The organism is Gordonia sp. IEGM753, assembly GCF_050321825.1.
Classification (GTDB): Bacteria; Pseudomonadota; Gammaproteobacteria; order Pseudomonadales; family Pseudomonadaceae; genus Aquipseudomonas.
Genome location: NZ_JBNQGB010000001.1, coordinates 1,233,259 through 1,259,764, shown reverse-complemented (window position 1 = coordinate 1,259,764; position 26,506 = coordinate 1,233,259). Strand labels below are relative to the sequence as shown.

The 26,506-nt window shown below is 57.3% G+C and carries 29 protein-coding genes; 20 read left to right on the top strand and 9 right to left on the bottom strand.

Features of this window, described 5'->3' with window-relative positions:
* Window positions 1-5 precede the first annotated feature (5 nt).
* From ACQR3R_RS05860 to ACQR3R_RS05850, 3 genes are all read left to right on the top strand, one after another.
* Window positions 6-878: a LysR substrate-binding domain-containing protein gene (locus ACQR3R_RS05860; RefSeq protein WP_428271069.1), complete on the top strand. Its 873-nt coding sequence runs from the start codon at window positions 6-8 to the stop codon at window positions 876-878.
* Between the two features lie 118 nt (window positions 879-996).
* Window positions 997-2,532, top strand: a complete 1,536-nt coding sequence (locus ACQR3R_RS05855; RefSeq protein WP_428271068.1) for an EAL domain-containing protein — start codon at window positions 997-999, stop codon at window positions 2,530-2,532.
* Window positions 2,533-2,764: 232 nt separating this feature from the next.
* Window positions 2,765-3,130: a histone-like nucleoid-structuring protein, MvaT/MvaU family gene (locus ACQR3R_RS05850; protein WP_428271067.1), complete on the top strand. Its 366-nt coding sequence runs from the start codon at window positions 2,765-2,767 to the stop codon at window positions 3,128-3,130.
* Between the two features lie 158 nt (window positions 3,131-3,288).
* On the opposite strand, the gene ACQR3R_RS05845 is transcribed toward ACQR3R_RS05850, so the two are convergent.
* On the bottom strand, window positions 3,289-3,795 hold the full coding sequence (locus ACQR3R_RS05845) for a DUF4946 domain-containing protein (RefSeq protein ID WP_428271066.1): 507 nt from the start codon (window positions 3,793-3,795) through the stop codon (window positions 3,289-3,291).
* Window positions 3,796-3,957: 162 nt separating this feature from the next.
* On the opposite strand from ACQR3R_RS05845, the gene gloA reads away from it, so the two are divergent.
* Window positions 3,958-4,479 carry a lactoylglutathione lyase gene (gene gloA / locus ACQR3R_RS05840; RefSeq protein ID WP_428271065.1) on the top strand — a complete coding sequence of 174 codons (522 nt, stop codon included), beginning with the start codon at window positions 3,958-3,960 and terminating at the stop codon, window positions 4,477-4,479.
* A 66-nt stretch (window positions 4,480-4,545) separates the two neighbouring features.
* Here gloA and ahpF read toward each other — a convergent pair whose 3' ends face one another.
* From ahpF to ACQR3R_RS05825, 3 genes are all read right to left on the bottom strand, one after another.
* Window positions 4,546-6,111, bottom strand: a complete 1,566-nt coding sequence (ahpF, locus tag ACQR3R_RS05835; RefSeq protein WP_428271064.1) for an alkyl hydroperoxide reductase subunit F — start codon at window positions 6,109-6,111, stop codon at window positions 4,546-4,548.
* Window positions 6,112-6,229: 118 nt separating this feature from the next.
* A complete protein-coding gene (gene ahpC, locus ACQR3R_RS05830; protein WP_428271063.1) occupies window positions 6,230-6,793 on the bottom strand; it encodes an alkyl hydroperoxide reductase subunit C in 564 nt (187 codons plus the stop codon).
* A 138-nt stretch (window positions 6,794-6,931) separates the two neighbouring features.
* Window positions 6,932-7,870: a tyrosine-type recombinase/integrase gene (locus ACQR3R_RS05825; RefSeq protein WP_428271062.1), complete on the bottom strand. Its 939-nt coding sequence runs from the start codon at window positions 7,868-7,870 to the stop codon at window positions 6,932-6,934.
* 179 nt (window positions 7,871-8,049) lie between these two features.
* Here ACQR3R_RS05825 and ACQR3R_RS05820 point away from each other — a divergent pair, with 179 nt between their 5' ends.
* Window positions 8,050-9,060 (top strand): DNA-binding protein, encoded by a 1,011-nt coding sequence (locus ACQR3R_RS05820; RefSeq protein WP_428271061.1) that lies wholly within the window; start codon window positions 8,050-8,052, stop codon window positions 9,058-9,060.
* Here ACQR3R_RS05820 and gorA read toward each other — a convergent pair.
* Entirely contained in the window at window positions 9,057-10,415 is a 1,359-nt protein-coding gene (gene gorA, locus ACQR3R_RS05815; protein ID WP_428271060.1) for a glutathione-disulfide reductase, read from the bottom strand. The genes ACQR3R_RS05820 and gorA overlap by 4 nt on opposite strands.
* A 131-nt stretch (window positions 10,416-10,546) precedes the next feature.
* Window positions 10,547-11,386 (bottom strand): UTP--glucose-1-phosphate uridylyltransferase GalU, encoded by an 840-nt coding sequence (galU, locus tag ACQR3R_RS05810; protein ID WP_428271059.1) that lies wholly within the window; start codon window positions 11,384-11,386, stop codon window positions 10,547-10,549.
* A 258-nt stretch (window positions 11,387-11,644) separates the two neighbouring features.
* On the opposite strand from galU, the gene ACQR3R_RS05805 reads away from it, so the two are divergent.
* Both ACQR3R_RS05805 and ACQR3R_RS05800 read left to right on the top strand, forming a co-directional pair.
* A complete protein-coding gene (locus ACQR3R_RS05805) occupies window positions 11,645-11,833 on the top strand; it encodes a hypothetical protein (RefSeq protein WP_428271058.1) in 189 nt (62 codons plus the stop codon).
* 141 nt (window positions 11,834-11,974) lie between these two features.
* Window positions 11,975-12,256: a hypothetical protein gene (locus tag ACQR3R_RS05800; protein WP_428271057.1), complete on the top strand. Its 282-nt coding sequence runs from the start codon at window positions 11,975-11,977 to the stop codon at window positions 12,254-12,256.
* A gap of 11 nt (window positions 12,257-12,267) precedes the next feature.
* Here ACQR3R_RS05800 and ACQR3R_RS05795 read toward each other — a convergent pair whose 3' ends face one another.
* A complete protein-coding gene (locus ACQR3R_RS05795; RefSeq protein ID WP_428271056.1) occupies window positions 12,268-12,498 on the bottom strand; it encodes a hypothetical protein in 231 nt (76 codons plus the stop codon).
* A 72-nt stretch (window positions 12,499-12,570) separates the two neighbouring features.
* Window positions 12,571-12,927, bottom strand: a complete 357-nt coding sequence (locus ACQR3R_RS05790) for a hypothetical protein (RefSeq protein WP_428271055.1) — start codon at window positions 12,925-12,927, stop codon at window positions 12,571-12,573.
* Between the two features lie 211 nt (window positions 12,928-13,138).
* Between ACQR3R_RS05790 and ACQR3R_RS05785 the strand changes: the two genes are divergently transcribed.
* The 4 genes from ACQR3R_RS05785 to ada all read left to right on the top strand — a co-directional run bounded on the left by ACQR3R_RS05785 (window position 13,139) and on the right by ada (window position 15,471).
* Window positions 13,139-13,441 (top strand): DUF1883 domain-containing protein, encoded by a 303-nt coding sequence (locus ACQR3R_RS05785; RefSeq protein WP_428271054.1) that lies wholly within the window; start codon window positions 13,139-13,141, stop codon window positions 13,439-13,441.
* 35 nt (window positions 13,442-13,476) lie between these two features.
* Entirely contained in the window at window positions 13,477-13,647 is a 171-nt protein-coding gene (locus ACQR3R_RS05780; protein ID WP_428271053.1) for a hypothetical protein, read from the top strand.
* Between the two features lie 4 nt (window positions 13,648-13,651).
* On the top strand, window positions 13,652-14,320 hold the full coding sequence (gene alkB / locus ACQR3R_RS05775; protein WP_428271052.1) for a DNA oxidative demethylase AlkB: 669 nt from the start codon (window positions 13,652-13,654) through the stop codon (window positions 14,318-14,320).
* 86 nt (window positions 14,321-14,406) lie between these two features.
* Window positions 14,407-15,471, top strand: coding sequence for a bifunctional DNA-binding transcriptional regulator/O6-methylguanine-DNA methyltransferase Ada (ada, locus tag ACQR3R_RS05770; RefSeq protein ID WP_428271051.1), 1,065 nt, complete (start codon window positions 14,407-14,409; stop codon window positions 15,469-15,471).
* Here ada and ACQR3R_RS05765 read toward each other — a convergent pair whose 3' ends face one another.
* Complete coding sequence (locus tag ACQR3R_RS05765; protein ID WP_428271050.1) at window positions 15,472-16,455, bottom strand: acrylyl-CoA reductase (NADPH); 984 nt, start codon at window positions 16,453-16,455, stop codon at window positions 15,472-15,474. It lies immediately after the preceding gene.
* A 212-nt stretch (window positions 16,456-16,667) separates the two neighbouring features.
* Here ACQR3R_RS05765 and ACQR3R_RS05760 point away from each other — a divergent pair, with 212 nt between their 5' ends.
* From ACQR3R_RS05760 to ACQR3R_RS05720, 9 genes are all read left to right on the top strand, one after another.
* A complete protein-coding gene (locus tag ACQR3R_RS05760) occupies window positions 16,668-19,091 on the top strand; it encodes a hypothetical protein (protein WP_428271049.1) in 2,424 nt (807 codons plus the stop codon).
* 90 nt (window positions 19,092-19,181) lie between these two features.
* On the top strand, window positions 19,182-20,246 hold the full coding sequence (locus ACQR3R_RS05755) for a DUF561 domain-containing protein (RefSeq protein ID WP_428271048.1): 1,065 nt from the start codon (window positions 19,182-19,184) through the stop codon (window positions 20,244-20,246).
* A gap of 116 nt (window positions 20,247-20,362) precedes the next feature.
* Window positions 20,363-21,130, top strand: a complete 768-nt coding sequence (modA, locus tag ACQR3R_RS05750) for a molybdate ABC transporter substrate-binding protein (protein WP_428271047.1) — start codon at window positions 20,363-20,365, stop codon at window positions 21,128-21,130.
* A complete protein-coding gene (gene modB / locus ACQR3R_RS05745) occupies window positions 21,131-21,811 on the top strand; it encodes a molybdate ABC transporter permease subunit (RefSeq protein ID WP_428271046.1) in 681 nt (226 codons plus the stop codon). It begins immediately after the preceding gene.
* A gap of 3 nt (window positions 21,812-21,814) precedes the next feature.
* Window positions 21,815-22,894, top strand: a complete 1,080-nt coding sequence (modC, locus tag ACQR3R_RS05740; protein ID WP_428271045.1) for a molybdenum ABC transporter ATP-binding protein — start codon at window positions 21,815-21,817, stop codon at window positions 22,892-22,894.
* 75 nt (window positions 22,895-22,969) lie between these two features.
* Window positions 22,970-24,016: a DNA topoisomerase IB gene (locus tag ACQR3R_RS05735; RefSeq protein WP_428271044.1), complete on the top strand. Its 1,047-nt coding sequence runs from the start codon at window positions 22,970-22,972 to the stop codon at window positions 24,014-24,016.
* Between the two features lie 140 nt (window positions 24,017-24,156).
* Window positions 24,157-25,782 carry an ATP-binding cassette domain-containing protein gene (locus tag ACQR3R_RS05730; RefSeq protein WP_428271043.1) on the top strand — a complete coding sequence of 542 codons (1,626 nt, stop codon included), beginning with the start codon at window positions 24,157-24,159 and terminating at the stop codon, window positions 25,780-25,782.
* 96 nt (window positions 25,783-25,878) lie between these two features.
* A complete protein-coding gene (locus tag ACQR3R_RS05725) occupies window positions 25,879-26,100 on the top strand; it encodes a hypothetical protein (RefSeq protein ID WP_428271042.1) in 222 nt (73 codons plus the stop codon).
* 111 nt (window positions 26,101-26,211) lie between these two features.
* Window positions 26,212-26,442 (top strand): hypothetical protein, encoded by a 231-nt coding sequence (locus ACQR3R_RS05720; RefSeq protein WP_428271041.1) that lies wholly within the window; start codon window positions 26,212-26,214, stop codon window positions 26,440-26,442.
* The last annotated feature ends 64 nt before the right edge of the window (window positions 26,443-26,506 follow it).

Sequence of the window (26,506 nt, the reverse complement as noted above, 5' to 3'; positions counted from 1 at the left end):
TACTCATGACCCTGACCCAACTCGACATTTTTTCACTGGTTGCCGAACTGCGTGGCTTCACCGCTGCCGCCAATCGCCTGGGCATTTCGCAATCTGCTGTTTCGCACGCCATCAAGGCGCTGGAGTCGGAATTGGGTGTGGATTTGCTGTGCCGTCATTCGTCGCAAGTGGAACTCAGCGACATCGGCCAGCAACTCCTGCTGCGAGCGCGGGCGATGCTGGGGTTGGCGAATACGATGCGCCAGGAAGCGGCGGATGCTCGGGGCATGAAGCGCGGTACGCTGCGCATTGGCTCGTTCGGTCCGACGTCGTCAACCAGGCTATTGCCGCAGATTCTGCAGCATTATCGGGCTGCTCACCCCGGCATCGAAGTGCACATTGATGAAGGACCGGACCGACAGGTCATTCAATGGCTGGAAGAGCGCCGCATTGACATTGGATTCGTGGTCTTGCCCGAAGAGCGTTTCGATACGTTCGCCCTGATCGAAGATCAGATGGTCGCGCTGGTGCCTGCCGGGCATGCGCTGGCCGATCGCGACAGCGTGAGGTTGAGCGAGTTGTGCCACGATCCTTTCGTACTGACCGAGGCAGGCTCTTCAGAACTGGTTTCAAGGATGTTCAGCAGCGCCCGGCTCACACCCAACATCCGGTTTCGGTGCTCGCAATTGCTTAGCACCCTGGACATCGTCAATCGGGGGGAAGCAGTGACGGTGGTGGCCGAGGGCTCATTGCCTGACACCATTGACAGTGGTTACGTGAAAAGAAGATTGTCGCCAGCGATCACGCGTCAAGTCGCCCTGGCCGTCCTCGACAAATCTCACGCCTCCCCCGCTGCATTGGCCTTTATCAAACTGGCGACCGCCATGACCTATGGTTAGTCAGCGCAAGCACCGTTAGCCAACTATGATGGCCTTAACCCAAACTCTTTTTGCGAAGCCTGGCGCTTGGTCGGCCTGACTGCACTAGGAGCCCACTGAATGTTGACAGGCCCCACGAATGCCGTTGAGTGTGAAAAATCGTCGCAAACGCGGCGCCAGAATCGCCGTGACCCTGTTGAGTGGATTACTGCCGATACTGCTCGGTTTAGCCATTCTTTATGTGCAAGCAGAACGAGCCCTCGAGCACAGCAGCCAATTGACTGCAGAAGAGGCCATTCGCCAGTTCGACCTGATGCTGGAAAACACCGCTCAGGCGGCGCGTGAACTGCTGCCATTGGCGGGGCAAGACTGCAACGACATCGAATTGGCCTTACGCGAACAAGTAACCCGTCGCCCGTTTGTGCGCTCGACCAACATGGTGTGGGACGACGCCATCTATTGCAGCTCATTGTTCGGTAACTACCGCGAAAAAATCAGCCCGGGCGATTACACCAAAGGCCAGTTGCTGCTGATGAAAGGCAATCCGATAACGCCGGAAACCGCACTACTGATTTATCGATTGAGTGCAGGAAAAAAGGGCGCCATGAGCACCCTCGACGGCTATCACCTGACTAATATGTTGAGGCTGATCGGGCGCAACACGCTGCTGATATTGCAAGTCGGCCCGAGCTGGTTATCCGCCGATGGCCAATTCCATGCAGACGGGTTGCCGGCGATGCCGATGGCGCAAACCAGGCTAGCGTCCGTGCACTTTGCCTATTCCGTTGAAGCGGGTTATCCGGCCGGCGAAACCTGGCGCTACATGAGCCACGAGTACCCGCCGTTGTTCAGCTTGCTGATGTTTTTCGGGGTGATTTCCGGTTCCCTTGGGCATTACCTGCAAAAGCGTGCGACGTCGCCGACGCATGAAATGCATCGAGCGCTGGAGGCCAACGAGTTCATCCCCTACTTTCAGCCGGTGGTTCACGGCGACAGCAAGCAGTGGGCCGGCACTGAAGTATTGATGCGCTGGAACCACCCGAAGGAAGGCTTGGTGCGCCCTGACCTGTTCATTCCTTTTGCTGAACATTCCGGCCTGATCGTGCCAATGACCCGCTCGCTGATGCAGCAAACCGCTGCGTTGCTGGCGCCGGTATCAGCATCGTTTGGCGGGCCGTTTCATGTCGGTTTCAACATTACCGCCAGTCATTGCAAAGACCTTGAACTGGTGAAGGATTGCCAAACGTTTTTGCAAGCCTTCCCACCCGGCGGAATCAGCCTGGTGCTGGAACTGACCGAACGCCAACTGATCGAGCCTACCGCCATCACCCACCAATTGTTCGAGCAACTGCATGCGCTTGGCGTATTGATCGCGATTGACGACTTTGGTACGGGACATTCCAGCCTGGGTTATCTGCGGCAGTTCAACGTGGATTTTCTCAAGATCGACCAAAGCTTTGTCGCAATGATCGGGGTCGACGCCCTGTCGCGGCACATTCTGGACACCATCATCGAGCTGTCGGCCAAGCTTGACCTGGGCATTGTTGCGGAAGGTGTCGAAACAGTAGAACAAAGTGATTATCTGACGGCACACGGCGTGAACTACTTGCAAGGTTATCTCTTCGGACGACCGATGCCGGGTGCTGATTTCATTAATGCATTAAGTGATCATTAACTTTCTGCATAAGCGATGGGGCACCAGGAAGCGCACCAAATTGCATCAAGAGACTCGCTCTTGTTACATGAAGAAAAAGACAGGATTTACTCTTGGGCAATTAACTACTACAATTTTTCATGCCTGTGCAAGATTGACAGGTGAGCCATTATCACCGAGTCGCTTCAAGGCTCTTGGCTTATAGCTTTGTTTGCGGTTGGTATCAGCCAAACACACTATTGGAGTAAAGATATTGTCCAGACTCGCTGAATTTCGTGCCGCTGAAAAGGCCCTTCAAGAACAGCTCAAGCAGCTGGAATCCTTGAAGAACGATGCCGGGCTCAAGAAAGAAATCGAATTCGAAGAAAAGCTCCAGGGGCTGATGAAAACCTACGGCAAAAGCCTGCGTGACATCGTCGCCATCCTCGATCCGAACCCGTCGAAATCCGGCCTGCAACAGTCATCCGCGCCTAAAACCCGCCGCGCTCGCGTGGTCAAGGTTTATCACAACCCGCACACCGGCGAGTTGATTGAAACCAAGGGCGGCAACCACCGTGGCCTGAAAGCCTGGAAAGAACAGTACGGTGCAGCCACCGTCGATTCCTGGTTACGCGGCTAAGCAATCGCGCTGATAAAAAAGCCCTGCACATGCAGGGCTTTTTCTTGGATAGCATCTAAATGCAACGATTGAATTCTACTTGCCGACTAACTTTAGGCTTAATCCCTTTGGCTATCTAAATGGCACGAGTGTGCTGAAACGTGACCCGGAAATCTGAACTAAAGTTTCAAACTGTTACGGGCAGCGGCTATTTCATCCTGACTCGCCTTATACACCTCAGCCTGCCCCGCGTAGGAAAGAACATAAGCCTTGTCGGCATCAACGGCCGCAACCAATGTTTGCGAAAGCACATGACGACCGTTTTGCGTGATGGTGCAGGTAGTTTCCAATGCTTCCAATCGGCTTAAGGTAGACGGGTGGATTTTGTTGCAGACACTTTGATAGCCGCCTTGAAAAAAGTCCTTCTGCACGGACTTGCGCATCTCCAGCAACACCCCCTGCAGATTGACCTGATGGCCGCTTTCCACTTGCGTCATGGTCAACTCCATCACCATCACCGGTGTGCCACCCTCGTCATTTTTTACCGCCCGCTGCCGGGACACTTCAGGCTTGGCGTCATCTTGCGGGATCGCTTCGACTTCCCAGCCCGTTGGCCATGTCACGACGGGCGCATCGGCGCGGGCGTAGCTAACCGCCGAAAGGACGCCCAGCAGGACGAAGGTCAATTTACAGAATCGGATCATTGCACTAAACACTCACGAGTTGACGCCTAAAGTCTGACCCTCGCCCGCTGGTCAGGCAAGAGCCGACGCTTTGGGTTTGGTGATGTCGACTGCCTTGCGTATCATTGTTGCCATACGTTAGCCGCACCCATTTTTGGAGAGCCCATGAGCCTGCACGAACTGAATACCTTCCCGGGCGTCACCGCTCAACCTGACACTGCCACCCAAAAGTTTGTGTTCAACCACACCATGCTGCGGGTTAAGGACATCACCAAATCGCTGGACTTCTACACCCGCGTCCTCGGTTTCTCGCTGGTAGAAAAGCGTGATTTTCCGGAAGCTGAATTCAGCCTCTACTTCCTAGCGCTGGTCGACAAAAACCAGATCCCGGCTGACGCTGCAGCGCGCACCGAATGGATGAAGTCGATCCCTGGCATTCTGGAACTGACCCACAACCACGGCACCGAGAACGACGCAGATTTTGCTTACCACAATGGCAATACCGATCCGCGTGGCTTTGGTCACATCTGCATTTCCGTGCCGGACATCGTGGCTGCCTGCGAGCGCTTCGAAGCGCTGGGCTGTGATTTCCAGAAGCGCTTGAACGACGGACGCATGAAGAGCCTGGCGTTCATCAAGGACCCGGATGCCTACTGGGTCGAGATCATTCAGCCAGCGCCACTGTAATCTTTTGATCCACGCACAAAAAACCCCATGATCGCTCATGGGGTTTTGTGTTTTCAGCGTCGGTGTTTACGCCGGAGCTGAAGAGCGAATCAGGTGATCAAACGCGCTAAGCGAAGCCTTGGCGCCCTCACCCACCGCAATCACGATTTGCTTGTACGGCACGGTAGTCACGTCGCCGGCGGCGAAAATACCTGGCAGTGACGTTTCACCACGGGCATCGACGATGATCTCGCCGCGCGGCGACAACTCGACGGTGCCTTTGAGCCAATCGGTGTTGGGCAACAAACCGATCTGCACAAAAATCCCTTCCAGATCCACAGTCTTGAACTCGCCGCTATTGCGATCCTTGAACACCAGCCCCGTGACTTTCTGACCATCACCTTTGACTTCACTGGTCAGTGCGCTGGTGATGACGTCTACGTTAGGCAAGCTGAACAACTTGCGCTGCAACACGGCGTCGGCGCGCAGCTTGCTGTCAAACTCCAGCAACGTTACGTGGCTGACAATACCGGCCAGGTCGATGGCAGCTTCAACACCCGAGTTACCGCCGCCAATCACCGCCACGCGCTTGCCTTTAAACAGCGGACCGTCGCAGTGCGGACAGAAACAAACGCCTTTGGCTTTGTACTGCTGCTCGCCCGGCACGCCCATTTCACGCCAGCGGGCACCCGTGGCCAGAATCAACGCCTTGGTTTTAAGGCTTGCACCACTTTCAAAGCGCACTTCGTGCAGCTCACCAGGATTTTTTGCCGGGATCAGCGCAGTGGCGCGCTGCAGGTTCATGATGTCCACGTCGTACTGCTTGACGTGCTCTTCCAGGGCGCTGGCCAGTTTCGGCCCTTCGGTTTCCTGAACCGAAATGAAGTTTTCGATGGCCATGGTGTCAAGTACTTGCCCACCAAAACGCTCGGCAGCGACACCGGTGCGAATGCCTTTACGAGCAGCATAAATCGCTGCCGCTGCGCCGGCCGGGCCACCACCGACGATCAGCACATCAAACGCGTCTTTGGCGCTGATCTTCTCGGCCTGACGCTCAATGCCGCTGGTGTCGATCTTGGCGAGAATTTCTTCAAGGCCCATGCGGCCCTGACCGAAGTTCACCCCATTCAGATAAACACTGGGCACGGCCATGACTTGACGCTCATCGACTTCGGCTTGGAACAATGCGCCGTCGATTGCAACGTGCCGAATGTTCGGATTCAGCACGGCCATCAGGTTCAGTGCCTGGACCACGTCCGGGCAGTTCTGGCAAGACAGCGAGAAGTAAGTCTCGAAGCTGAACTCACCCTTGAGCGAGCGAATCTGCTCGATCACTTCAGCACTGGCCTTCGAGGGGTGGCCGCCGACTTGCAGCAACGCCAGCACCAGCGAAGTGAATTCATGGCCCATTGGGATACCGGCAAAACGCAAGCTGATGTCGGCACCGGGGCGGTTGATCGAAAACGATGGTTTGCGTGCATCGTCACCGTTATCGAGCAACGTAATGTGGGTAGAAAGACTGGCAACTTCTTTCAGGAGTTCGAGCATTTCCTGGGATTTCGCACCGTCGTCGAGGGATGCAACGATCTCGATCGGCTGGGTGACCCGTTCCAGGTATGACTTCAACTGGGCTTTAAGATTGGCTTCCAACATACGGGCGATTTCCTTTTGAACATTTAAAAAAAACGCCCGAGCGAATCTCGCCCGGGCGTTTTTGAGGGCGGTGCAGCTTACTTAGGTGCGGAGACCCGCCCTGATGTGTTTCACAGACTTAGATCTTGCCGACCAGGTCCAGCGACGGAGCCAGAGTGGCCTCGCCTTCTTTCCACTTGGCTGGGCACACTTCGCCTGGGTGAGCAGCGACGTACTGAGCAGCCTTGATTTTGCGCAGCAGCTCGGAAGCGTCACGACCAACACCGCCGTCGTTCAGCTCAACGATTTTGATCTGGCCTTCAGGGTTGATCACGAACGTGCCACGGTCAGCCAGACCTGCTTCTTCGATCAGTACGTCGAAGTTGCGCGAGATGGTCAGGGTCGGGTCGCCGATCATGGTGTATTTGATTTTGCCGATGGCTGGCGAAGTGTTGTGCCAGGCAGCGTGAGCAAAGTGGGTGTCGGTTGAAACGCTGTAGATTTCGACGCCCAGTTTCTTGAATTCGGCGTAGTTGTCTGCCAGGTCTTCAAGTTCAGTTGGGCATACGAAGGTGAAGTCGGCTGGGTAGAAGAACACGACAGACCATTTGCCTTTCAGGTCGGCATCAGTCACATCGACAAATTCGCCGTTTTTGAACGCGGTTGCTTTGAACGGTTTAACTTGGCTGTTGATGATAGGCATCGTTGACTCTCCGTCAGGGGTTAAGAAGTTGATGGAATGAATACTACCTATCCAATCGCCCGATGACTCATTGGCAAACCTGATGCTTGCGATTGGTTTTCGCTATTAGGCGACAGTATTAATAGAAGAAAAGATGATTTAGGGCGCTAGCGGTTTTTCGGCGAGGCGCGCCATACCGAGGAAGGGATTGGCGTCGATGTAGCGCATGGCGGACTTCATGTCCTTCCAGCCGACATAACTCATCAGTGATTTGAGGTCCCAACCGCTTTGATGCGCCCACGTCGCAAAGCCGCGCCGCAACGAGTGACTGGTGTAGTGCTCAGCGGCAATCCCCGCGCGCCCAAGCGCTTGGCGCAACAATGGGATCACGCTATTGGCGTGCAGGCCCTCATCGCTCAAATTACCCCAGCGATCAATGCCCCGAAATACCGGCCCCCGCACCAGCTCGGCCTCACGAATCCAGTTGATGTACGCCTGCACCGGGCACAAGCGCTGCAACGCCGGTGTCTGGTAGGTGTGACCGAGGTTGTCGCGGTCACTTTTGGTTCGCGGCAGGAAAACCGTAATCCCCGAACCCTCGGTGGCTTGCACGTGTTCGATCTGCACACGGCACAACTCATCACTGCGAAAGCCACGCCAGAAGCCCAACAAAATCAGTGCGGTGTCACGCCTGGCTCGCAACAGTGCAGGCTGATCATGCTGTGCCTGCGCGGCGCTTGCCTCTTGCGCAAGCCAAGCCACCACTTGCTCCAGGTGCTGAAGCTGTAACGGTTCGGCCTGTTTTTCCTGAGCCGGGTGCAACGCCCGAATACCCTTGAACACTTTGCGCACCACGGGCGCTTTGGTGGGGTCGGCAAAACCCTGGCTGCTGTGCCACTGGGCCAGCGCCGACAAGCGCAACTTCAACGTATTGATCGATAACACTCCGGCGTGCGCTACCAGATACCGCGCAACGCTGTCGGCCGTCGCCGGCAGAAAGCCGCCCCAGCTCACTTCAAAATGTTCAATGGCCGCACGATAGCTGCGACGCGTGTTATCGCGAGTGGCGGCTTGCAGGTAACGGTCCAGCTCGGTCATGGGCTCAGGTCTCGAAAGGCGTACTGCGTTGGCGGGCGACATCTCGCCATGGCGCCTATCACATGGGGTAATACCAGTATATCCCGCCTTAATACCTCACGTATTTTAACTTTTATTGTAGCGTGGTACATTGTGTACTTTAGTGGTATGTACCACAGTACGAAATCGTAGGAGAACACATGGCTCGCGGTGGCATTAACAAAGCAGTGGTTCAAACAGCGCGCAAAGCGATTCTTGCTCGCGGCGAACACCCGAGCATTGATGCGGTACGGATCGAGATGGGCAATACCGGCTCGAAAACAACGATTCATCGGTATTTGAAGGAGCTGGACGAGGGCGTCGAAGCGGTTGCGCCCTCCTCCGAGCCGATTGATGACGAATTGGCCGGATTGGTTTCACGCCTCGCTCAACGCCTCAAGGAGCAGGCTCAGGAGCCTATAGATCAGGCACGCACGCAGTTTGATCAGCAACGAAAAGCGCTGGAACAGCAATTGAAGGAGGCGCAAGACAACCACAGCGAATTGCAGCAGCAATACGAAATTCAGACACTCGCCCTGACCCAGGAATCCGAGGCACTGCACAACACTCTGTCGATGTTGCAGACCGAACAAACCCGCAACGCCGGGTTGAACCAGGCGCTGGCCGACTTCCAATTACGCTTGAAAGACAAGGACGAGCAGATCCGCTCCCTTGAAGAAAAACACCTGCACGCACGCGATGCACTCGAGCATTACCGCAACGCTGTCAAAGAGCAGCGCGAGCAAGAGCAACGGCGCCACGAAGGCCAGGTGCAGCAGGTGCAGATGGAATTGCGCCAGGCACAGCAAAGCGCACTGGTGCGCCAGGATGAGATCACCCAACTGCACCGTGACAACGAACGTTTACTGACAGAGAACCGAGGCACGCTGCGCGAGCTGAACCTTACCCACGAACAGCTCAAGCAGACCCACAGCCGACAGGATCAGCTACTGGAACAGGTCAACCGCATCGACAGCGAGCGCACACTTCTTCAGGAACGGCTGCGCACAGCGCTGCTGGAGAGCAAGTCGCTGGAACAGACCGTCGAGGAACTGTCCCAGGCAAACAAGACACTGGAGATTGATTTACTGAAGACTCAGGCGAGCCTGGAGGAAAACGTGCGCCTGGCCGCTGTCATTGCATCAGCGCCAGGCGCAGCGAAGGCCGATTAGCCGGCGACTGGCGTACGCATGGTGACGAACTCTTCGGCGGCTGTCGGGTGCACGCCGATGGTTTCGTCGAAGTCGCGCTTGGTCGCGCCGGCCTTCAACGCAATCGCCAGGCCCTGAACGATCTCACCCGCGTCCGGGCCGACCATGTGGCAACCCAGCACCTTGTCGGTTTTGGCATCCACCACCAGTTTCATCAGCGTGCGCTCCTGGCAATCGGTCAGGGTCAGCTTCATCGGGCGGAAGCGGCTTTCATAGATCACCACCTCATGCCCGGCATCGCGCGCCTCTTCTTCGGTCAGGCCGACGGTGCCGATGTTGGGCAAACTGAAAACCGCGGTCGGGATCATTTTGTAATCCACCGGACGGTATTGCTCAGGCTTGAACAAGCGACGCGCTATCGCCATGCCCTCAGCCAGCGCCACCGGCGTCAGTTGCACACGCCCGATCACATCGCCTAACGCCAATATCGACGGTTGCGCCGTCTGATACTGCTCATCAACTTCGACAAAGCCTTTTGCGTCGAGTTTGACGTCGGTATTTTCCAGCCCCAGATTGTCCAGCATCGGACGCCGGCCGGTGGCGTAGAACACGCAATCTGCTTCCAGCTGACGGCCATCCTTGAGGGTTGCTTTCAGGCTGCCGTCCGCCAGTTTCTCGATGCGCTCGATGTCGGCATTGAATTGCAGGTTCATCCCACGCTTGGTCAACTCTTCCTGCAGATGCTTGCGCACTGCGCCATCGAAGCCGCGCAGGAACAGGTCACCGCGATACAGCAGCGTAGTTTCAGCGCCCAAGCCATGGAAGATCCCGGCGAATTCAACCGCGATATAACCGCCGCCCACCACCAGAACGCGTTTGGGCAGCTCTTTTAAGAAAAACGCCTGATTGGAGCTGATCGCATGCTCGTGACCTGGCACCTCCGGGATCTGCGGCCAGCCACCGGTGGCAATCAGGATATTTTTGGCGGTGTGACGCTCGCCATTGATCTCGACCGTATGCGGGTCGACAATTTTCGCGTGACCTTCATGCAAGGTCACGCCGCTGTTGACCAGCAGATTGCGATAAATGCCATTCAGGCGATTGATCTCGCGATCCTTGTTGGCGATCAATGTCGCCCAATCGAATTTGGCTTCGCCAAGCGTCCAGCCAAAACCGGACGACTGCTCAAAGTCTTCGGCAAAGTGGGCCCCATAGACCAGCAGTTTTTTCGGCACGCAGCCGACGTTCACGCAAGTACCGCCCAGGTAACGGCTTTCGGCCACTGCCACTTTTGCGCCAAAGCCAGCGGCAAACCGCGCGGCCCGCACACCGCCAGAACCGGCGCCAATCACATAAAGGTCAAAATCATAGGCCATTTCAAATCTCCTCGGCAGGCCAACAGCATACCCGCAGACGTCCGTTGGGCAAGCGCTGCACGTTAATTGGGGGGCGCACAAACGAAAAAGCCACCCGGAGGTGGCTTTCAAATCGACTGGGGCAAACGCTATCAGTAAGCCTTGCCAGTCTTGTAGAAGTTTTCGAAGCAGAAGTTGGTAGCGTCGATGTAGCCCTCAGCACCGCCGCAGTCGAAACGACGACCCTTGAACTTGTAGGCCATTACACAACCGTTCTGGGCCTGCTTCATCAGGGCGTCGGTGATCTGGATTTCGCCGCCCTTGCCTGGCTCGGTTTGTTCGATCAGGTCGAAGATGTCCGGGGTCAGGATGTAACGACCGATGATGGCGAGGTTGGACGGTGCATCTTCAGGCTTTGGCTTCTCGACCATGCTGTGCACACGGTAAATGTCGTCGCGAATCATCTCGCCGGCAATCACGCCGTACTTGTGAGTTTCTTGCGGATCGACTTCCTGGATCGCAACGATCGAGCAACGGAACTGCTTGTACAGCTTGACCATCTGGGTCAGAACGCCGTCACCGTCGAGGTTGACGCACAAGTCATCCGCCAGCACCACGGCGAACGGTTCGTCACCGATCAGCGGACGACCGGTCAGAATCGCGTGCCCCAAGCCTTTCATTTCGGTTTGACGGGTATAGGAGAAGGAGCAGTTGTCTAGCAGCTTGCGGATACCGACCAGGTATTTCTCTTTGTCGGTGCCCTTGATCTGGTTTTCCAGCTCGTAGCTGATGTCGAAGTGGTCTTCCAGGGCGCGTTTGCCGCGACCGGTAACGATCGAGATTTCAGTCAAACCAGCGTCCAGAGCTTCTTCGACGCCGTACTGGATCAGTGGCTTGTTCACCACCGGCAGCATTTCTTTGGGCATGGCTTTAGTCGCTGGCAGGAAGCGAGTACCGTAACCGGCTGCTGGGAACAAGCATTTCTTGATCATAAAAGTCCTTGAAAGGGCTGTGTGTTCGAGTTTCGGCGCAGTCTAATCAGGCGGCGTGCACCTTACAATGCCCCGCACTGGCTAACCGATGCCAACATAGAGAAATATTCTCACGGATAGTTCCAAAGGCTTTAACAGGGATAGCAGAGTTCACCGGACCTGCACCGTCGATTTAACCGAACCACCATACCCCATCGGCACCTTCCGGGGGCATTTGGCGCTATCATTGAGCAATTGAACCAGCCAACGAGGCAGATGATGTCGGAAGCAAAAAGCGTCAACGGATTTTTGATCAATCAGGCGAAAGACGGCCAGTGGTGGGTAGACAACACTGGCGGCGAGAACATCGCCGGGCCGTTCCCGACCGAAGCGCTGGCGATTGAAGTGGCATCCGTATTGCAGCTGGAACACCCAACCGTTAAACGCCGCGGCAAAGACAAGACTTGATCTGAACCTGAATACCATGACCAAGCCCTGCCTCGCGCAGGGTTTTTTTGTGATTACCTGCAGGGCGTGGCCATTCGCTATAACCTTTTGACTCCCGCGCTGTCACAGGTTTAGCCCCATCATCCTGACGACGACAACCACATGAATAAATTTTTGCCACTGCTTGCGATATTGGCCCTGAGTGGCTGCGCCACTTCCGAAACAACCTACCTCAACAACGGCGAAAAGGGTCTGACCATCGACTGTTCCGGCGAAGCCAACTCCTGGGCCACGTGCTACGAAAAAGCCGATGCCTCGTGTGCCGGTACCGGCTATCGGATCGTTGGCACCGATGGCACGCCATCGCCCAAGGAAAGCGACAAAACCCTGGGCGTTGATGTCGGCAATTACAAAAACCGCAGCGTAGTGGTGGTCTGCAAGTAAGGCGCCCTGCCCTACATGTGAATTTCGGCGAATTTGATCCCGAGGCCGCGTACGGTCTCGATCAAGTCGTCCAAACGACCGAAGGACTCCACTTCATCGTTGTCATCCACCAGAAAATAGCTACGCCCGGCGCTCTTCTTGAAAAAAACGATCCATTCCCCAGGATTTGCCGGGTTCTGAATCACATGGGTGGCCGCAATAAGCCCCTCTGCATGCCGCTCCCGTACTTGCTCTCGCTTCATGCTCCACTCCAGAAATGACAATGCCGCCAAAGCATTGCTTTGGCGGCATCGGTGCTGACTGCTATTAGTCTATCAGCCGGAAATGCACGCCGTGGCGGCATCACGCACATCGCGCGGGCGCAATGGAACATTGGAAATACGCTCATGCAGCTTGATGCTGCTGCCGCCGGAGCGATCTTCAATATCGAAAACGGCGGCCGGGCCCGAGTAAAACTTCTGCGGCACGATGACCCGCATGCCGTCCTTGTGCGGCTGGACTTGCAAGGCGCCACGGCTACTGGCGAGTTTTTCGGTCAGGCACTGCGCATACTCATGGGGCTTCTTGCCTGAAATCACATTCATGGTAGGCAACGTCTCATTGATTTCTTCAACACTGGCACAACCACCGACCGCCAATGCCAATGGCAGGAACCACACACCCCACTTCATAAAAAACCTCCGATAAAGACCCTCCGACAGCACAAATGCTGTTTTTCTCCGAGGCGCGCTACGTTTATCGCTCATGGAATTCCGAATATCTGTTTTTAATTGTCAAACCGGGCCGTTACGACCGGATAATAACCTGTTCGGGCTGATAAACTGCGCCAATCGACTTGCTATCGTTTTGATTTTGTAGAAAAAGCCCTTCTGGAGGCGCCTCATGAAATTTATTCACCAGCGCGAGCACCTCAACGAAGACGACATCGTCGTCATCCAATGCTCGCAAACCTGCAACATTCGCTTGATGAACGACGCCAACTTCCGCAGTTTCAAGAACGGCGGCCGTCACACCTATCACGGTGGTGCTTTCGACACCTTCCCGGCGCGGATTACTGCACCCAGCACGGGTTTCTGGAACATCACCATCGACATGGTCAGCCGCAAAGCCATCAGCGTGACGCGTAAGCCGACACTGACGCACTCGATCAAGATCGTCCGCCGCTCCAGCACTAAACTCAGCTGAGAAATGGCCTCATACCAGGACAAACAGGAATGACCGTGGCTCAAACAACCAAATACGTCATCAAATACAAGCTCAACGGCGAACGCCGTTTCGAATTCGCGCAGCTTGAAAACGGCACTGAAGCAGAAGCCAGAACTGCGCTGGACGCGATACATGGCCAAAGCGAAGACGTCATCAGCGACATCAGCGTCAGCAAAGCGCTGTAACGCAATGGGCGGCCCCTTCACCCTGGATCTGTTTGCCGATGCGCCGCCCGAGCAGCAAGCCCGGCGCGAACAACTTGGCGAACAATCCTTCGTGCTGAGAGGCTTCGCCCTACCACTGCTCGATCAGCTGCTGCCTGCATTGCAGGCCGTACTGGGTGCCGCCCCGTTTCGGCAGATGGTCACACCCGGCGGTTTTACCATGTCGGTGGCCTTGAGCAGTTGCGGCACATTGGGCTGGACCACCGATCGCCGTGGTTATCGTTACACCCGCCATGACCCGCAAACCGACAAGCCCTGGCCGGCGATGCCCCAGGTATTCTTCGAGCTGGCTCAAGCGGCGGCACGCGAGGCGGGATTCGACGACTTTGTGCCTGATTCCTGCCTGATCAACCGTTACGTCCCAGGTGCCAAGATGTCATTGCACCAGGACAAGGACGAAGGTTCCTACGCTGCGCCCATCGTTTCCGTGTCGCTGGGTTTACCGGCGATATTCCTGTTTGGCGGCTTTGAGCGCAGCGATAAAAGTCAGCGCGTGCCGCTCGCGCATGGCGATATTGTGGTGTGGGGCGGTGTTGATCGCTTGCGCTACCACGGCGTGTTGCCGATCAAGGATGGCGAACACGCGCGGATGGGCAGCCAACGGATCAACTTCACCTTTCGTACGGCAGGATGAACGCTCGAGTTCAACCGCAAGCACCGGAGTGCCAGGCTGTAGCCGGCTGATTAATCTGAATGAAACAGGTCAACGGAGTTGAAACCATGACGCCTCATTCAATAAAAATCGCCGTCGAGAACGATCCTCGTTGGGCCTCGGTGGTTGCGCGCGACTCCCGGGCCGATGGGCAATTTGTGTACGCGGTGAAAACCACCGGCATCTATTGCCGCCCGAGTAGCCATGCGCGCTTGCCAAAGCCACAGAATGTAGAGTTCTTCGACACTGCTGAGCAAGCGCAAGCCGCCGGTTACCGCCCCAGCAAACGCGCAGCGAAGGATCAAAGCGAACTGGCCGCACAACATGCCGCTATCGTTGCCGCCGCTTGCCGGCAGATCGAAGCTGCCGATGACCTGCCGGCACTGAGTGAACTCGCAGACGCGGCCGGTCTCAGCAGTTATCACTTTCATCGAGTATTCAAAACGGTTACCGGACTCACGCCCAAGGGTTACGCCACCGCCCGCCGCTCCCGCAAGCTACGCGAGCACCTCGCACAGGGCGGTTCGGTGACCGCCGCGCTGTATGACGCCGGTTTCAATTCCAACAGCCGTTTCTATGAAGTCTCGGATAATCTGCTGGGTATGAAGCCAGGCGACTACCGCGCAGCGGGCCAGAACAACGACATCCGATTTGCAGTCGGCCAGTGTTCACTGGGGGCCATATTGGTGGCTCAAAGCGAGCGCGGTGTGTGCGCGATCCTGCTGGGCGATGACCCGCATCAATTGGTCTGCGATCTGCAGGACACATTTCGCCGTGCCAACCTGATCGGCGCCGATCATGATTTCGAGCAATTGATCGCCAAAGTGGTCGGTTTTATCGAAACCCCGGCCATTGGCCTTAACCTGCCACTGGACGTACGGGGCACCGCGTTTCAAGAACGCGTCTGGCAGGCGCTGCGCGATATTCCGGTCGGCAGCACCGCCAGCTACACCGAAATCGCACACCAGATTGGTTCGCCGAAAGCCTTTCGCGCCGTGGCGCAAGCCTGCGCAGCGAACAATCTGGCGGTAGCGATTCCGTGCCACCGAGTGGTGCGCAGCGACGGCAACCTGTCGGGTTACCGCTGGGGAGTGGAACGCAAACGGCAGTTGCTTGAACGGGAAACGCAGTAATCAGCGGTTCACGTCGACCACGACCCGCCCACGTAACTGGCCAGCCAGCAACCGCGGTGCAGCTGCGATGGCTTCACTCAAACCAATCTCGGTGCTGATCAACGGCAACAAGGCGAAATCCAGGTCACTGGCCAGACGATTCCACGCCAGCACACGACGTGCTGTCGGCTGGGTAACACTGTTGATCCCGGCGAGGGTCACGCCACGCAAGATGAACGGCGCAACCGAAGCCGGAAAGTCCATGCCCTGAGCCAGACCGCAGGCTGCCACAGTGCCGTTGGCTTGGGTGCTGGCGCAGGCATTGGCGAGCGTGTGACTGCCGACCGAATCAATCACCGCAGCCCAGCGTTCCTTGGCCAGAGGCTTGCCCGGTTCGGACAATGTGGCGCGGTCGATGATTTCACTCGCGCCCAGTTTTTTCAGGTAATCGTGCTCGGCGGTGCGGCCCGTCGACGCCACGACCTTAAAGCCAAGCTTGCTCAGTAAAGCAATGGCAAAACTGCCGACGCCACCATTGGCGCCCGTGACCAGAATGTCGCCTTGATCGGGCGTCACACCGTTGTGTTCCAGCGCCAGGATGCTAAGCATCGCGGTGTAACCCGCCGTGCCAATTGCCATCGCCTGGGCCGCAGTAAACTGCTTGGGCAACGCTATAAGCCAGTCACCGTTCACGCGCGCTTTTTGCGCCAACCCTCCCCAATGCGCCTCACCCACACCCCAACCGTTGAGCAACACCTGATCGCCAGCCTTGTAGTTTGGGTGCTCACTGGTTTCGACGGTGCCTGCCAGATCGATCCCCGGCACCATCGGAAATTTGCGTACGACCGGACTGCTGCCCGTAATCGCCAGGCCATCCTTGAAGTTCAACGTGCTGTAGGCCACCCGCACCGTCACGTCGCCTTCGGGCAGTTGATTGTCTTCAATTTCCTGCAGTGTCGCGCGGTAACCGTTTTGATCTTTGTCGATCAAGATGCCTTTGAACATCATCGCCTCCTCGTGAAATCAATCAGGTGTGGTGCAGTTGAAATAACACAGCGCAGGATCCTGCCGTACTGGACTTTAAGCCAGCAAGCAAAACAGCGGGCATTTCCATCACCGCCAACTATGCTTTTTTCCTCAGACCTGAAAAGCGCTTGGAACCGGTCCTGCACAGGGAGCAGACAATGTTTCACCTACGTTCGTTTATGGCTTTGATGATGTCATGTCTGCTCATGTTTACCGGCGCACACGCTGCACCGGCAAAAACGCCAGCGGCGACACAGGCTCAGGCTGCTGCCAGCCCCACCTGGCCGCAGGTGTTGACCAGCGGCGACACCAAACTGACGATCTATCAACCGCAACTCGACAGTTGGGACGGTTACACCCTTCAGGCGCGAGCCGCTGTAGAAGCAACCGGGGCCGACGGAAAATCCACTTATGGCATCGTGCAATTCAGCGCCCACACGCTGGTGGACAAAGCCACGCGCTGGGTAATGCTCGATCAGTACACACTGATCAAAGCTGATTTTCCGTCCAGCGCGGCGCAGTCCAAAACCTGGGTTGCCGCTTTGCAGAAAGACGCGGCCAACCGTAAAAAAACCATTTCGCTGGACCAACTCGAAGCCGCAGTCGGGGTAATGGCCGCCGAACAAAAGTCCGACAGCGCGCCCATTGAAAACAAGCCCCCCACGATCATCACTTCGGATGTGCCGGCCTTGCTGGTGTACATCGATGGTGAGCCGGCCTATCGCCCCGTCGAGGGCACTGCGCTGCAGCGGGTGATCAACACCCGCCCGCTACTGCTCAAAGATGAACAAGGCAAACATTACCTGCATGTGTTCGATGGCTGGATGGTGGCGGATCAGTTGAACGGGACTTATGCGCCGCTGCCATCGCCATCCGCTGATCTTGAAACAGCCAAAAAAGCCGCGATCCAGAGTCGCCAGGTCGACCTGCTGACCGGCCAAAGCGATCCAAAGGACAAAAAACCAACCCTGGCCACACCACCGACTCCGCAAATCCATATCGCCACAGTCCCCACCGAGCTGATCGTCACTGACGGCGCGCCGCAATGGCAGCCGATTCAGGGCACTCAATTGCTGTATGTCACCAATACCACCGGGCATATCTTCAAGGAAATCGGTGATCAGGACAGTTACGTATTGATTTCCGGTCGCTGGTTCAGTGCGTCGGACATGAACGGGCCCTGGACCTTTGCTCCGGCTGACAAACTGCCGGCAGATTTCGCCAACATTCCCGATGACAGCACCAAGGAAAACGTGAAAGCCTCCGTAGCCGGAACGCCGCAGGCCAGGGAAGCGGCGATTGCAGCAACAATCCCGCAAACCTCAGCCATTAAAAAAAGCCAGGTGAAAATGACTGCGCCGCAGTTCGACGGCGAACCGCAGCTCAAGGCAATCAACGACACCCCGCTGCAGTACGTGGTGAACAGCGCGACACCGATCATCAGGGTCGACACCAATAGCTGGTACGCGGTTGAGAATGGCATCTGGTTCACAGCAACGTCGGTCAAGGGGCCGTGGGCGGTCGCTACGTCGGTGCCCGCAGTCATTTATTCGATTCCGCCCAGCTCACCCATGCACTACCTCACCTACGTGAAAATCTACGAAACCAAAGGCGACACCGTGGTCGTGGGGTACACGCCGGGGTATCAGGGTTCGACCATTGACCCCAATACCGGCGTGGTGGTGTACGGCACCGGCTATCCGTACACGCCGTGGGTCGGCAGCGTGTGGTACGGCCCGCCGGTAACGTACGGTTTCGGCGTAGCCATTCGCTACACGCCATGGACGGGCTGGACGTTTGGCTTCGGCTTCGGTTGGAGTTGGGGTGGCAGCACCGCCGCCATGGGCTGGGGCTGGGGCGCTTACCCGTGGTGGGGCAATTACGGATGGGGTTACGCCTGGGGACCTCGCCTGTATCCGGCACCACTGCCTTGGGGCGGCGCAGCTTACGGTTATCACGGCGGTGCCGTCGCCTGGGGACCCGGCGGCTGGGCCGGCACCACCGGCAACATTTATCGCCAGTGGGGCGACCGCGCCTCCGTCAGTCGCTACGGCGGCGGTTACAACGCCTGGACCGGCAATCACTGGGCAGGCCAGGTTGGCGCGTCCTACAACTCGCGCACCGGAGTCGCCGCAGCAGGCCAGCGCGGTGCGGTTCACAACGCCTACACCGGCAACTACGCCGCAGGTCGCAGCGGCGTCGCGGTAGGCCCTAATGGTGGGGCTATTGCCGGTCAACAAATCACCGCTGGCAATGCCCGTAATGGCACTCAGGTTACTGCCGGACGTGGCGCCGTTTACAACCCCAATACCGGCAACACCACCACTGTCAGTGGAGTTCGCGGGCGTAACAGCAGCGCCGCCAAAGTGGGCGACAATGTTTATGCCGGGCATGACGGGAACGTTTACAAAAAAACCGATGATGGCTGGCAATCCATGGTCAAGGGTGGTGCTACTCGCACCGCCCCCGTCAATACCAACCAGGTGCAGAATCTGAATCGTGAATCATCCGCGCGCTCCCTGGGCAATGAGCGCTACAACAACTATCAGCGATCTTCCCAGGCCATGAACCGCTCCTTCAACGGCGGTGGTGGTGGTGGTTTTCATCGCCGCTGAAAACCTGGCACGGGTAAAAACGCGACTGGCCTAACTGCAAGCAATGCTGGTACAAAACGCGCTGCACACTTGACGTTGGAGAACCTGTAAATGAGCGCATGGCCAGACACCCGCATCATTGACCTGCTCGGTATCGAGCTGCCCATCATCCAGGCGCCAATGGCGGGTGCAACGGGGACCGCAATGGTGATTGCGGCAAGCAACGCCGGTGGCCTGGGCTCGATGCCAGCCGCAATGCTGACCACGGAGCAGCTACGCGAAGAACTGAAAACAATCCGCCAACACAGCCAGCGTCCTTTCAACGTCAACTTCTTCTGCCATCAGTCTCCCGCCGCCGATGAGCAACGCGCCCGTGACTGGAAAAACCTGCTGCAGCCTTACTATCGCGAACTGGGTGTCGACTTCGATGCGCCAACGCCGGTGTCCAATCGCGCTCCGTTCGACAACGCCGCGTGTGAAGTGCTGGAAGAATCGCGTCCTGCCGTGGTGAGTTTTCACTTCGGCCTGCCGGAAAAATCGCTGCTGGATCGAGTCAAAGCGACCGGGGCAAAGGTCTTGTCATCCGCGACCACCGTCGAGGAAGCCCTCTGGCTTGAGCAGCGCGGTTGTGACGCGATCATCGCGATGGGTTGTGAAGCCGGAGGCCATCGCGGGATGTTCCTCAGCGACGATCTCAGCAGCCAGGTCGGTACGTTTGCCTTGGTCCCACAAATCGTCGATGCGGTAAAAGTACCGGTCATTGCAGCGGGCGGCATCAGCGACGCACGCGGTGTTGCGGCAGCGTTCATGCTTGGCGCTTCAGCGGTGCAAGTAGGTACGGCCTACCTGTTCACCCCGGAAGCCAACATCAGCGCGTCGCATCACAAGGCATTGCGCACCGCGAATGAAGGCCAAACCGCACTGACCAACATTTTCACCGGGCGCCCGGCGCGGGGAATTCTGAACCGGGTGATGCGCGAACTGGGACCCATGAGCTTAAAAGCGCCGGCGTTTCCGTTGGCGGGGGGCGCGTTGATGCCCTTGCGAGCACAAGCAGAGACGCAGTTCAGCAACCTGTGGGCTGGACAGGCGTTCCCGTTGGGCGTCGAATTGACCACCGCTGAATTGACCCGACGTCTCGGGCAAGAAGGGTTGGAGCGACTGAATCGCCGCTAAAACTCGCCGGGTTGTATACAATCTGTTCCAATAAGTTCCGTTTGCAGGCAATTCGCTATATATTCCGCTATATAGCGTTCACCCCCTCGTTGTTTTGCCTATTACGGAGCCGTTTCATGATTATTCGCGCCTCACGTTTTGCCCCTACTTGCCTGGCCAGTCTTCTCGCCGTATTCGCCTTCGGTTCTGCTCAGGCAGATGAAGTCTCGGTCGCCGTGGCCGCCAACTTCACCGCACCGATCCAGGCAATAGCCGCCGATTTCGAAAAAGACACCGGGCATAAACTGGTCGCTTCCTACGGCGCGACTGGCCAGTTCTATACCCAGATCAAAAACGGTGCGCCGTTCGAAGTGTTCCTCTCGGCAGATGACACCACCCCGCAAAAACTTGAAGCCGAAGGCGATACCGTCAAAGGTTCGCGCTTCACCTACGCCATTGGCACGCTGGCCCTGTGGTCGGCCAAGGACGGCTACGTCGATGCCAAAGGCGATGTGCTGAAAAAGAACCAATACCAGCACTTGTCCATCGCGAACCCTAAAGCTGCCCCGTATGGTCTGGCTGCCACTCAAGTCCTGGCAAAACTGGGCCTGACCGATAAGGTCAAAGACAAAATCGTCGAAGGGCAAAACATCACCCAAGCCTATCAATTCGTGTCCACCGGCAACGCAGAACTCGGTTTCGTGGCGTTGTCGCAGATCTACAAGGACGGCAAAGTGACCAGCGGTTCGGCGTGGATTGTTCCGGCCGAGATGCACGACGCCATCAAACAAGACGCTGTGATCCTCAACAAAGGCAAGGACAACCCGGCTGCCAAAGCACTGGTTGACTACCTCAAAGGTCCAAAAGCAGCGGCTGTCATCAAGTCCTACGGTTATCAGCTCTAAATGATGTTATCGAGTGCCGATTTTGCCGCTATCTGGCTGACCCTGAAACTCGCGTCCCTGACGACGGTTATTTTGCTGGTGATCGGCACTCCGATTGCATTATGGCTTTCGCGCACCCGCTCCTGGTTGCGCGGCCCGGTCGGGGCGATTGTCGCCCTGCCCTTGGTGCTGCCCCCGACCGTGATTGGTTTTTACCTGTTGCTGGCGCTTGGCCCTCACGGGTTCATCGGTCAGTTCACCCAATCGCTGGGGCTGGGCACCCTCACTTTCAGTTTTGCAGGATTGGTCATCGGTTCGGTGCTTTACTCGATGCCGTTTGTGGTCCAGCCACTGCAAAACGCTTTTTCCGCCATAGGCATCCGCCCACTGGAAGTGGCCGCAACGTTACGCGCCAATCCCTGGGACACATTCTTCAGCGTGATCCTGCCGCTCGCACGGCCCGGTTTTATCACCGCTGCGATTCTTGGCTTCGCCCACACGGTGGGTGAATTTGGCGTGGTGCTGATGATTGGCGGCAATATTCCCGACAAAACCCGCGTGGTCTCCGTGCAGATTTACGATCACGTCGAGGCCATGGAATACGCCCAGGCGCATTGGCTGTCCGGCGCCATGCTAGTGTTCTCTTTTGCCGTGTTGCTGGCGTTGTACTCCAGCCGCAAAACCAAAGCGGGCTGGAGCTGATCGATGATACACACGCGCCTGAAACTGACCTATCCAGGGTTCGCGCTGGATGTAGACCTGGAACTGCCGGGGCGCGGCGTCACTGCGCTTTATGGGCACTCCGGCTCGGGAAAAACCACCTGCCTGCGTTGTATCGCCGGCCTGGAAAAGGCCGAGCAGGGTTTTGTTCAAATCAATGATGAGGTGTGGCAGGACAGCGACCGCAAGATTTTTGTCGCACCGCACCAACGTGCGCTGGGTTACGTGTTCCAGGAGGCCAGCCTGTTTCCGCACTTGTCGGTGCTGGCCAATCTGGAGTTCGGTCTCAAGCGCATTGCGCGCCAGGCGCGTCGAGTCGACATGGCTCATGCCACCGAACTGCTGGGAATCGGTCACCTGCTCGATCGCCACCCGGAAAAATTGTCAGGTGGCGAACGCCAGCGCATCGGCATCGCCCGCGCCCTGCTCACCAGTCCCAAACTGTTGCTGATGGACGAGCCACTGGCGGCGCTGGATGCTCGCCGCAAAAGTGAAATCCTGCCCTACCTGCAACGCTTGCACGATGAACTGGACATCCCGGTGCTGTACGTCAGCCATTCCCAGGATGAAGTCGCGCGACTGGCCGATCACATTGTCCTGCTCAGCGACGGCAAGGCTCTGGCGAGTGGGCCCATCGGCGAAACCTTGGCCCGGTTGGACCTGCCGCTGGCGCTGGGTGACGACGCAGGCGTGGTGATCGAGGGCCGTGTCAGTGCGTATGACGCCAACTATCAATTGCTGACCCTGCAACTGCCCGACACGAGCCTGAACATTCGCGTGGCGCACACGTCGATGGACGCGGGTCAGCCATTGCGCTTCAAGGTTCAGGCAAGGGACGTCAGCCTGAGCCTGCAAAGCAGCGATCACAGCAGCATCCTCAATCGGTTACCGGTGACGGTTATCAGCGAGATGGGCGCAGACAATATCGCTCATGTGCTGGTTCGCCTGGATGCTGCCGGCACGCCGCTGCTGGCACGGATCACCCGTTACTCGAGAGACCAGTTGGGCGTGCATGCGGGCCAGCAACTGTGGGCGCAAATCAAAGCGGTAGCGGTGCTCGCGTAAATCCGCTGGCACGTCTGCAACGGCGCGCGGTCAATGGCTGTAACGGCCCTGATTACCCCGCCAAGGACTACCGCCATGCCCGACACTGCCCTGCCCGACGTGCTACCGCCCGACCTGCATTACGTCGATGACACTGCACCCGGAATAAGCCGAAAAAAACTGCGGGGCAAGTTCAATTACTTCGACCCGACAGGCCAGCGGATCACCGACCCGGATGAGATCAAACGTATCAACGCCCTCGCCGTTCCGCCGGCCTACACCGATGTGTGGATCTGCGCCGACCCGCGTGGCCACTTGCAAGCGACCGGCCGCGATGCGCGAGGTCGTAAACAGTACCGTTATCACGCGCGTTGGCGCGAAGTGCGCGATGCCGATAAATATTCGCGCCTGCGGGACTTCGGACTGGCCCTGCCCAAGTTGCGCAAGCAACTGGAAACGCTGCTGTCGGCACCGGGTTTCAGCCGCGATAAAGTCATGGCCACCGTCATTACCTTGCTTGATGCAACGCTGATTCGGGTCGGCAACACCCAGTATGCGCGGGATAATCGTTCGTACGGCCTGACCACCCTGCGCAGCCGCCACGTTGAGGTCAATGGCAGTGCAATCCTGTTCCAGTTCCGTGGCAAAAGCGGCGTCGAACACCAGATAACGGTCAAAGATCGACGCTTGGCACGCATCATCAAACAGTGCCTGGAAATTCCCGGGCAAAATCTGTTTCAGTACCTCGATGAAAACGGTGAGCGGCACACCGTCAGTTCCTCCGACGTGAATGCCTACCTGCAAACCCTGACCGGCGCCGATTTCACTGCCAAGGATTACCGCACCTGGGCGGGGAGCGCATTGGCATTGTCGGTGTTGCGCGAACTGCAATGGGAGCCAGAATCGGATGCAAAGCGGCACGTGGTGGCAATGGTAAAAGACGTCGCCAAACAGCTGGGCAATACCCCAGCCGTCTGCCGCAAGTGCTACATCCACCCAGCCGTGCTGGAAGGTTTTCTACTGGGAACATTGGCGCAATTGCCGCGCCCGAGGGTGCGCAAAGGGCTGAGGGTCGAAGAAGTCGGATTGGCGATGTACCTGGAAAAAATGGTGCAGGCAGCGCAATCCCCGAACTTGCCATAATGCCCTCACAGCTTGTAGGCTATCGACCACTTTCCCTGCGGACGCCCTTCGACGTGAATAACTAAGCCTTCCAAAAATGTTTTCGTGACAAGCCCGCCAGCGGCGCTTGTTAGGCTTTTCGACATTTTCCGGAGGTGCCGATGACTCACGTCACGCGTCTGCGTGCACTCGTCTCCTTGAACCAGATTGGCTTTCAATTCGCCAACGGCGAGACACTTTTCGATTCACTGAACCTGCACTTTGATCGCTTTCACACCGCTATCGTGGGCCGCAATGGCGTCGGCAAAAGCGTGCTTGCACGTTTGATCGCCGGGCGACTGCAACCTACCTCCGGTTCGGTGGTCGTGCAGGCGAAAGTGGCTTATGTCCCACAAATCTTTTCCACCAGTCCTGACCAGACCGTTGCACAGGCAACCGGGACGGATCAGGCCTTGCACGCATTGGCGCGGATCAATCTTGGCAGCGCTCGCGCCGAGGACTTTGAGGTCGTGGATGATCGCTGGGACCTGGACACCCAACTGCGCTCGCACCTGGATCAGGCTGGGCTATTGAATATTGGGCCGCACACGTTGACTGACACATTGAGTGGCGGGCAACGAGCGCGTATCGCATTGATCGGCGCGTTTCTTGGCCGAGCACAGCTTTTGGTGCTGGACGAGCCGACCAATCATCTCGACACCGAAGGTCGTCAATGGCTGATGAGCAACCTCGCACAGTGGCGCGACGGTTTGATCGTGGTCAGCCATGACCGCCAATTGCTGAACAGCGTGCAGCGTATTGTCGAACTGACAGCCCACGGCCCAAAAATATACGGCGGTCACTACGAGGCTTTTCAGGCGCAGCGTAAAATTGATCGAGACGCTGCGTTAGCGGTGCATGATCAGGCCAGAATCGAGCGTAAGCGCGAGCGAAACAGGCTTCAGCGTGAGCACGATTGCGTGCAGAGACGTGCAGCCAACGCCCGTAAAAAAGCCGAATCAGCCAATGTTTCCGGTTTCGAACGCTCAAAAATGAAAAGTGCCGCGATGGATGCCATGGGCCCAATCCAGCAAGCGCATCAAACCCGCAAATGCACACTTGATGCGCAGGTTCGAGAAGCCGGCGCCAACATGCTGAGCGAGCAACCGGTGCTGATGACGTTGCCAGGGACGCGAATACCCGCGACACGACAGGTGCTGACGCTGATTAACGCACAACTTCCCTGGCAATCGGACCGGCTAAACCTTTCCATGGCAGGACCGGTGCGGATAGCCGTTAGCGGCCCCAACGGCTGCGGTAAATCAACCCTGTTGCGCATGCTCGCCGGCATGGTTTCTCCCGCCAGCGGCCGCTGCATCACACACATACCCAGTGCTTTCCTCGATCAGCAACTCGCTTTACTCGACGATGATTGCAGCGTTATCGAACAACTGGGCCTTCTCGATACACCCCTGAGCGAAGGCGCTTTGCGCAGCCAATTGGCCCAGTTGCAACTGAACGCGCATCGCGTGACCCAACCTTGCGGTTTGCTCAGTGGCGGCGAGCGTCTGAAAGCAGCCGTCGCCGTTGCGCTGTGGCGGCGAACACCCGCGCAGTTGTTACTGCTCGATGAACCCACCCATCACCTCGACCTCGAATCGGTGGAGGCACTCGAAACAGCGCTGCGCGGTTTCCCGGGTGCCATCGTCGTTGCTTCTCACGATCAGCACTTCCTGCACGCACTGGCACCGACACACACGCTGAAGTGGCAGCCCTCTGGCTGGCATTTACAGCCTGTAACGAGTTGATCCGGAGCTCAACCGACGAACCGGGCTGTCTATTTTTTGCACGATTGCAAATGGCTTCTATAGTTGTTCTGAATAAGAAACTGCTGCGGTGGCGCCATGGAAGACATTTTTGTCGTGAAGCGTTGCAACAAAATCATTATCCATGGCCGCCGAGCCGGAGAAGTCAGTCATCAGCCGCCCGATGCCGCCGTGTGGTATCGCATTGCCGATACCCGCACACGTGGCTTTATCGGTGACGGCTACGATCAGGAAGAGGACGCCCAGCGGGCCTGCCAACAACTCAACGCCCGCTCCAGCGTCACGGCCCGACAAGGCTGAAGTCCGGGTCTATACTGAAAAAGCTGAAGGAACAGCAACCCCAACGGCAGAAAGCTCGCTCCTCGCGGGCTTTTTGCTGCAATCTGCCAGGTTCTTCAACGGAGGTGTTTCATGTCCGAAAAAGAGTCCATCACCACGCTGCTCACTCTGCTCGATTCGCGCCAGGCTCGTTTGGCGGCGGCGTGCAAGGAAATCGCTGACTGGGTCGATCATCAAGGCGGACACCCCACCGCCCTCAGAATCCGTGACCGACTGAACGATATCGAGAAGGACACTCCCCTGATCCGCAACAGTCTGTCCGCGCTAAAGCCGCTTGATCGGCCGTTGCCACGGTTCAGATAAATCGATTGCAGGTAAGGCCCGATCCAGGACGCATGATCGGCGGCATCACCGTCGCCGGGCGCGT

Coding starts and splice junctions, on each gene's coding strand:
- ACQR3R_RS05860 (WP_428271069.1), top strand. CDS start 6: ATGACCCTGACCCAACTCGACATTTTTTCACTGGTTGCCGAACTGCGT.
- ACQR3R_RS05855 (WP_428271068.1), top strand. CDS start 997: ATGCCGTTGAGTGTGAAAAATCGTCGCAAACGCGGCGCCAGAATCGCC.
- gloA (WP_428271065.1), top strand. CDS start 3,958: ATGAGCCTGCACGAACTGAATACCTTCCCGGGCGTCACCGCTCAACCT.
- ahpF (WP_428271064.1), bottom strand. CDS start 6,111: ATGTTGGAAGCCAATCTTAAAGCCCAGTTGAAGTCATACCTGGAACGG.
- ahpC (WP_428271063.1), bottom strand. CDS start 6,793: ATGCCTATCATCAACAGCCAAGTTAAACCGTTCAAAGCAACCGCGTTC.
- ACQR3R_RS05825 (WP_428271062.1), bottom strand. CDS start 7,870: ATGACCGAGCTGGACCGTTACCTGCAAGCCGCCACTCGCGATAACACG.
- ACQR3R_RS05820 (WP_428271061.1), top strand. CDS start 8,050: ATGGCTCGCGGTGGCATTAACAAAGCAGTGGTTCAAACAGCGCGCAAA.
- gorA (WP_428271060.1), bottom strand. CDS start 10,415: ATGGCCTATGATTTTGACCTTTATGTGATTGGCGCCGGTTCTGGCGGT.
- galU (WP_428271059.1), bottom strand. CDS start 11,386: ATGATCAAGAAATGCTTGTTCCCAGCAGCCGGTTACGGTACTCGCTTC.
- ACQR3R_RS05805 (WP_428271058.1), top strand. CDS start 11,645: ATGTCGGAAGCAAAAAGCGTCAACGGATTTTTGATCAATCAGGCGAAA.
- ACQR3R_RS05800 (WP_428271057.1), top strand. CDS start 11,975: ATGAATAAATTTTTGCCACTGCTTGCGATATTGGCCCTGAGTGGCTGC.
- ACQR3R_RS05795 (WP_428271056.1), bottom strand. CDS start 12,498: ATGAAGCGAGAGCAAGTACGGGAGCGGCATGCAGAGGGGCTTATTGCG.
- ACQR3R_RS05790 (WP_428271055.1), bottom strand. CDS start 12,927: ATGAAGTGGGGTGTGTGGTTCCTGCCATTGGCATTGGCGGTCGGTGGT.
- ACQR3R_RS05785 (WP_428271054.1), top strand. CDS start 13,139: ATGAAATTTATTCACCAGCGCGAGCACCTCAACGAAGACGACATCGTC.
- alkB (WP_428271052.1), top strand. CDS start 13,652: ATGGGCGGCCCCTTCACCCTGGATCTGTTTGCCGATGCGCCGCCCGAG.
- ada (WP_428271051.1), top strand. CDS start 14,407: ATGACGCCTCATTCAATAAAAATCGCCGTCGAGAACGATCCTCGTTGG.
- ACQR3R_RS05765 (WP_428271050.1), bottom strand. CDS start 16,455: ATGTTCAAAGGCATCTTGATCGACAAAGATCAAAACGGTTACCGCGCG.
- ACQR3R_RS05760 (WP_428271049.1), top strand. CDS start 16,668: ATGTCATGTCTGCTCATGTTTACCGGCGCACACGCTGCACCGGCAAAA.
- ACQR3R_RS05755 (WP_428271048.1), top strand. CDS start 19,182: ATGAGCGCATGGCCAGACACCCGCATCATTGACCTGCTCGGTATCGAG.
- modA (WP_428271047.1), top strand. CDS start 20,363: ATGATTATTCGCGCCTCACGTTTTGCCCCTACTTGCCTGGCCAGTCTT.
- modB (WP_428271046.1), top strand. CDS start 21,131: ATGATGTTATCGAGTGCCGATTTTGCCGCTATCTGGCTGACCCTGAAA.
- modC (WP_428271045.1), top strand. CDS start 21,815: ATGATACACACGCGCCTGAAACTGACCTATCCAGGGTTCGCGCTGGAT.
- ACQR3R_RS05735 (WP_428271044.1), top strand. CDS start 22,970: ATGCCCGACACTGCCCTGCCCGACGTGCTACCGCCCGACCTGCATTAC.
- ACQR3R_RS05730 (WP_428271043.1), top strand. CDS start 24,157: ATGACTCACGTCACGCGTCTGCGTGCACTCGTCTCCTTGAACCAGATT.
- ACQR3R_RS05725 (WP_428271042.1), top strand. CDS start 25,879: ATGGAAGACATTTTTGTCGTGAAGCGTTGCAACAAAATCATTATCCAT.
- ACQR3R_RS05720 (WP_428271041.1), top strand. CDS start 26,212: ATGTCCGAAAAAGAGTCCATCACCACGCTGCTCACTCTGCTCGATTCG.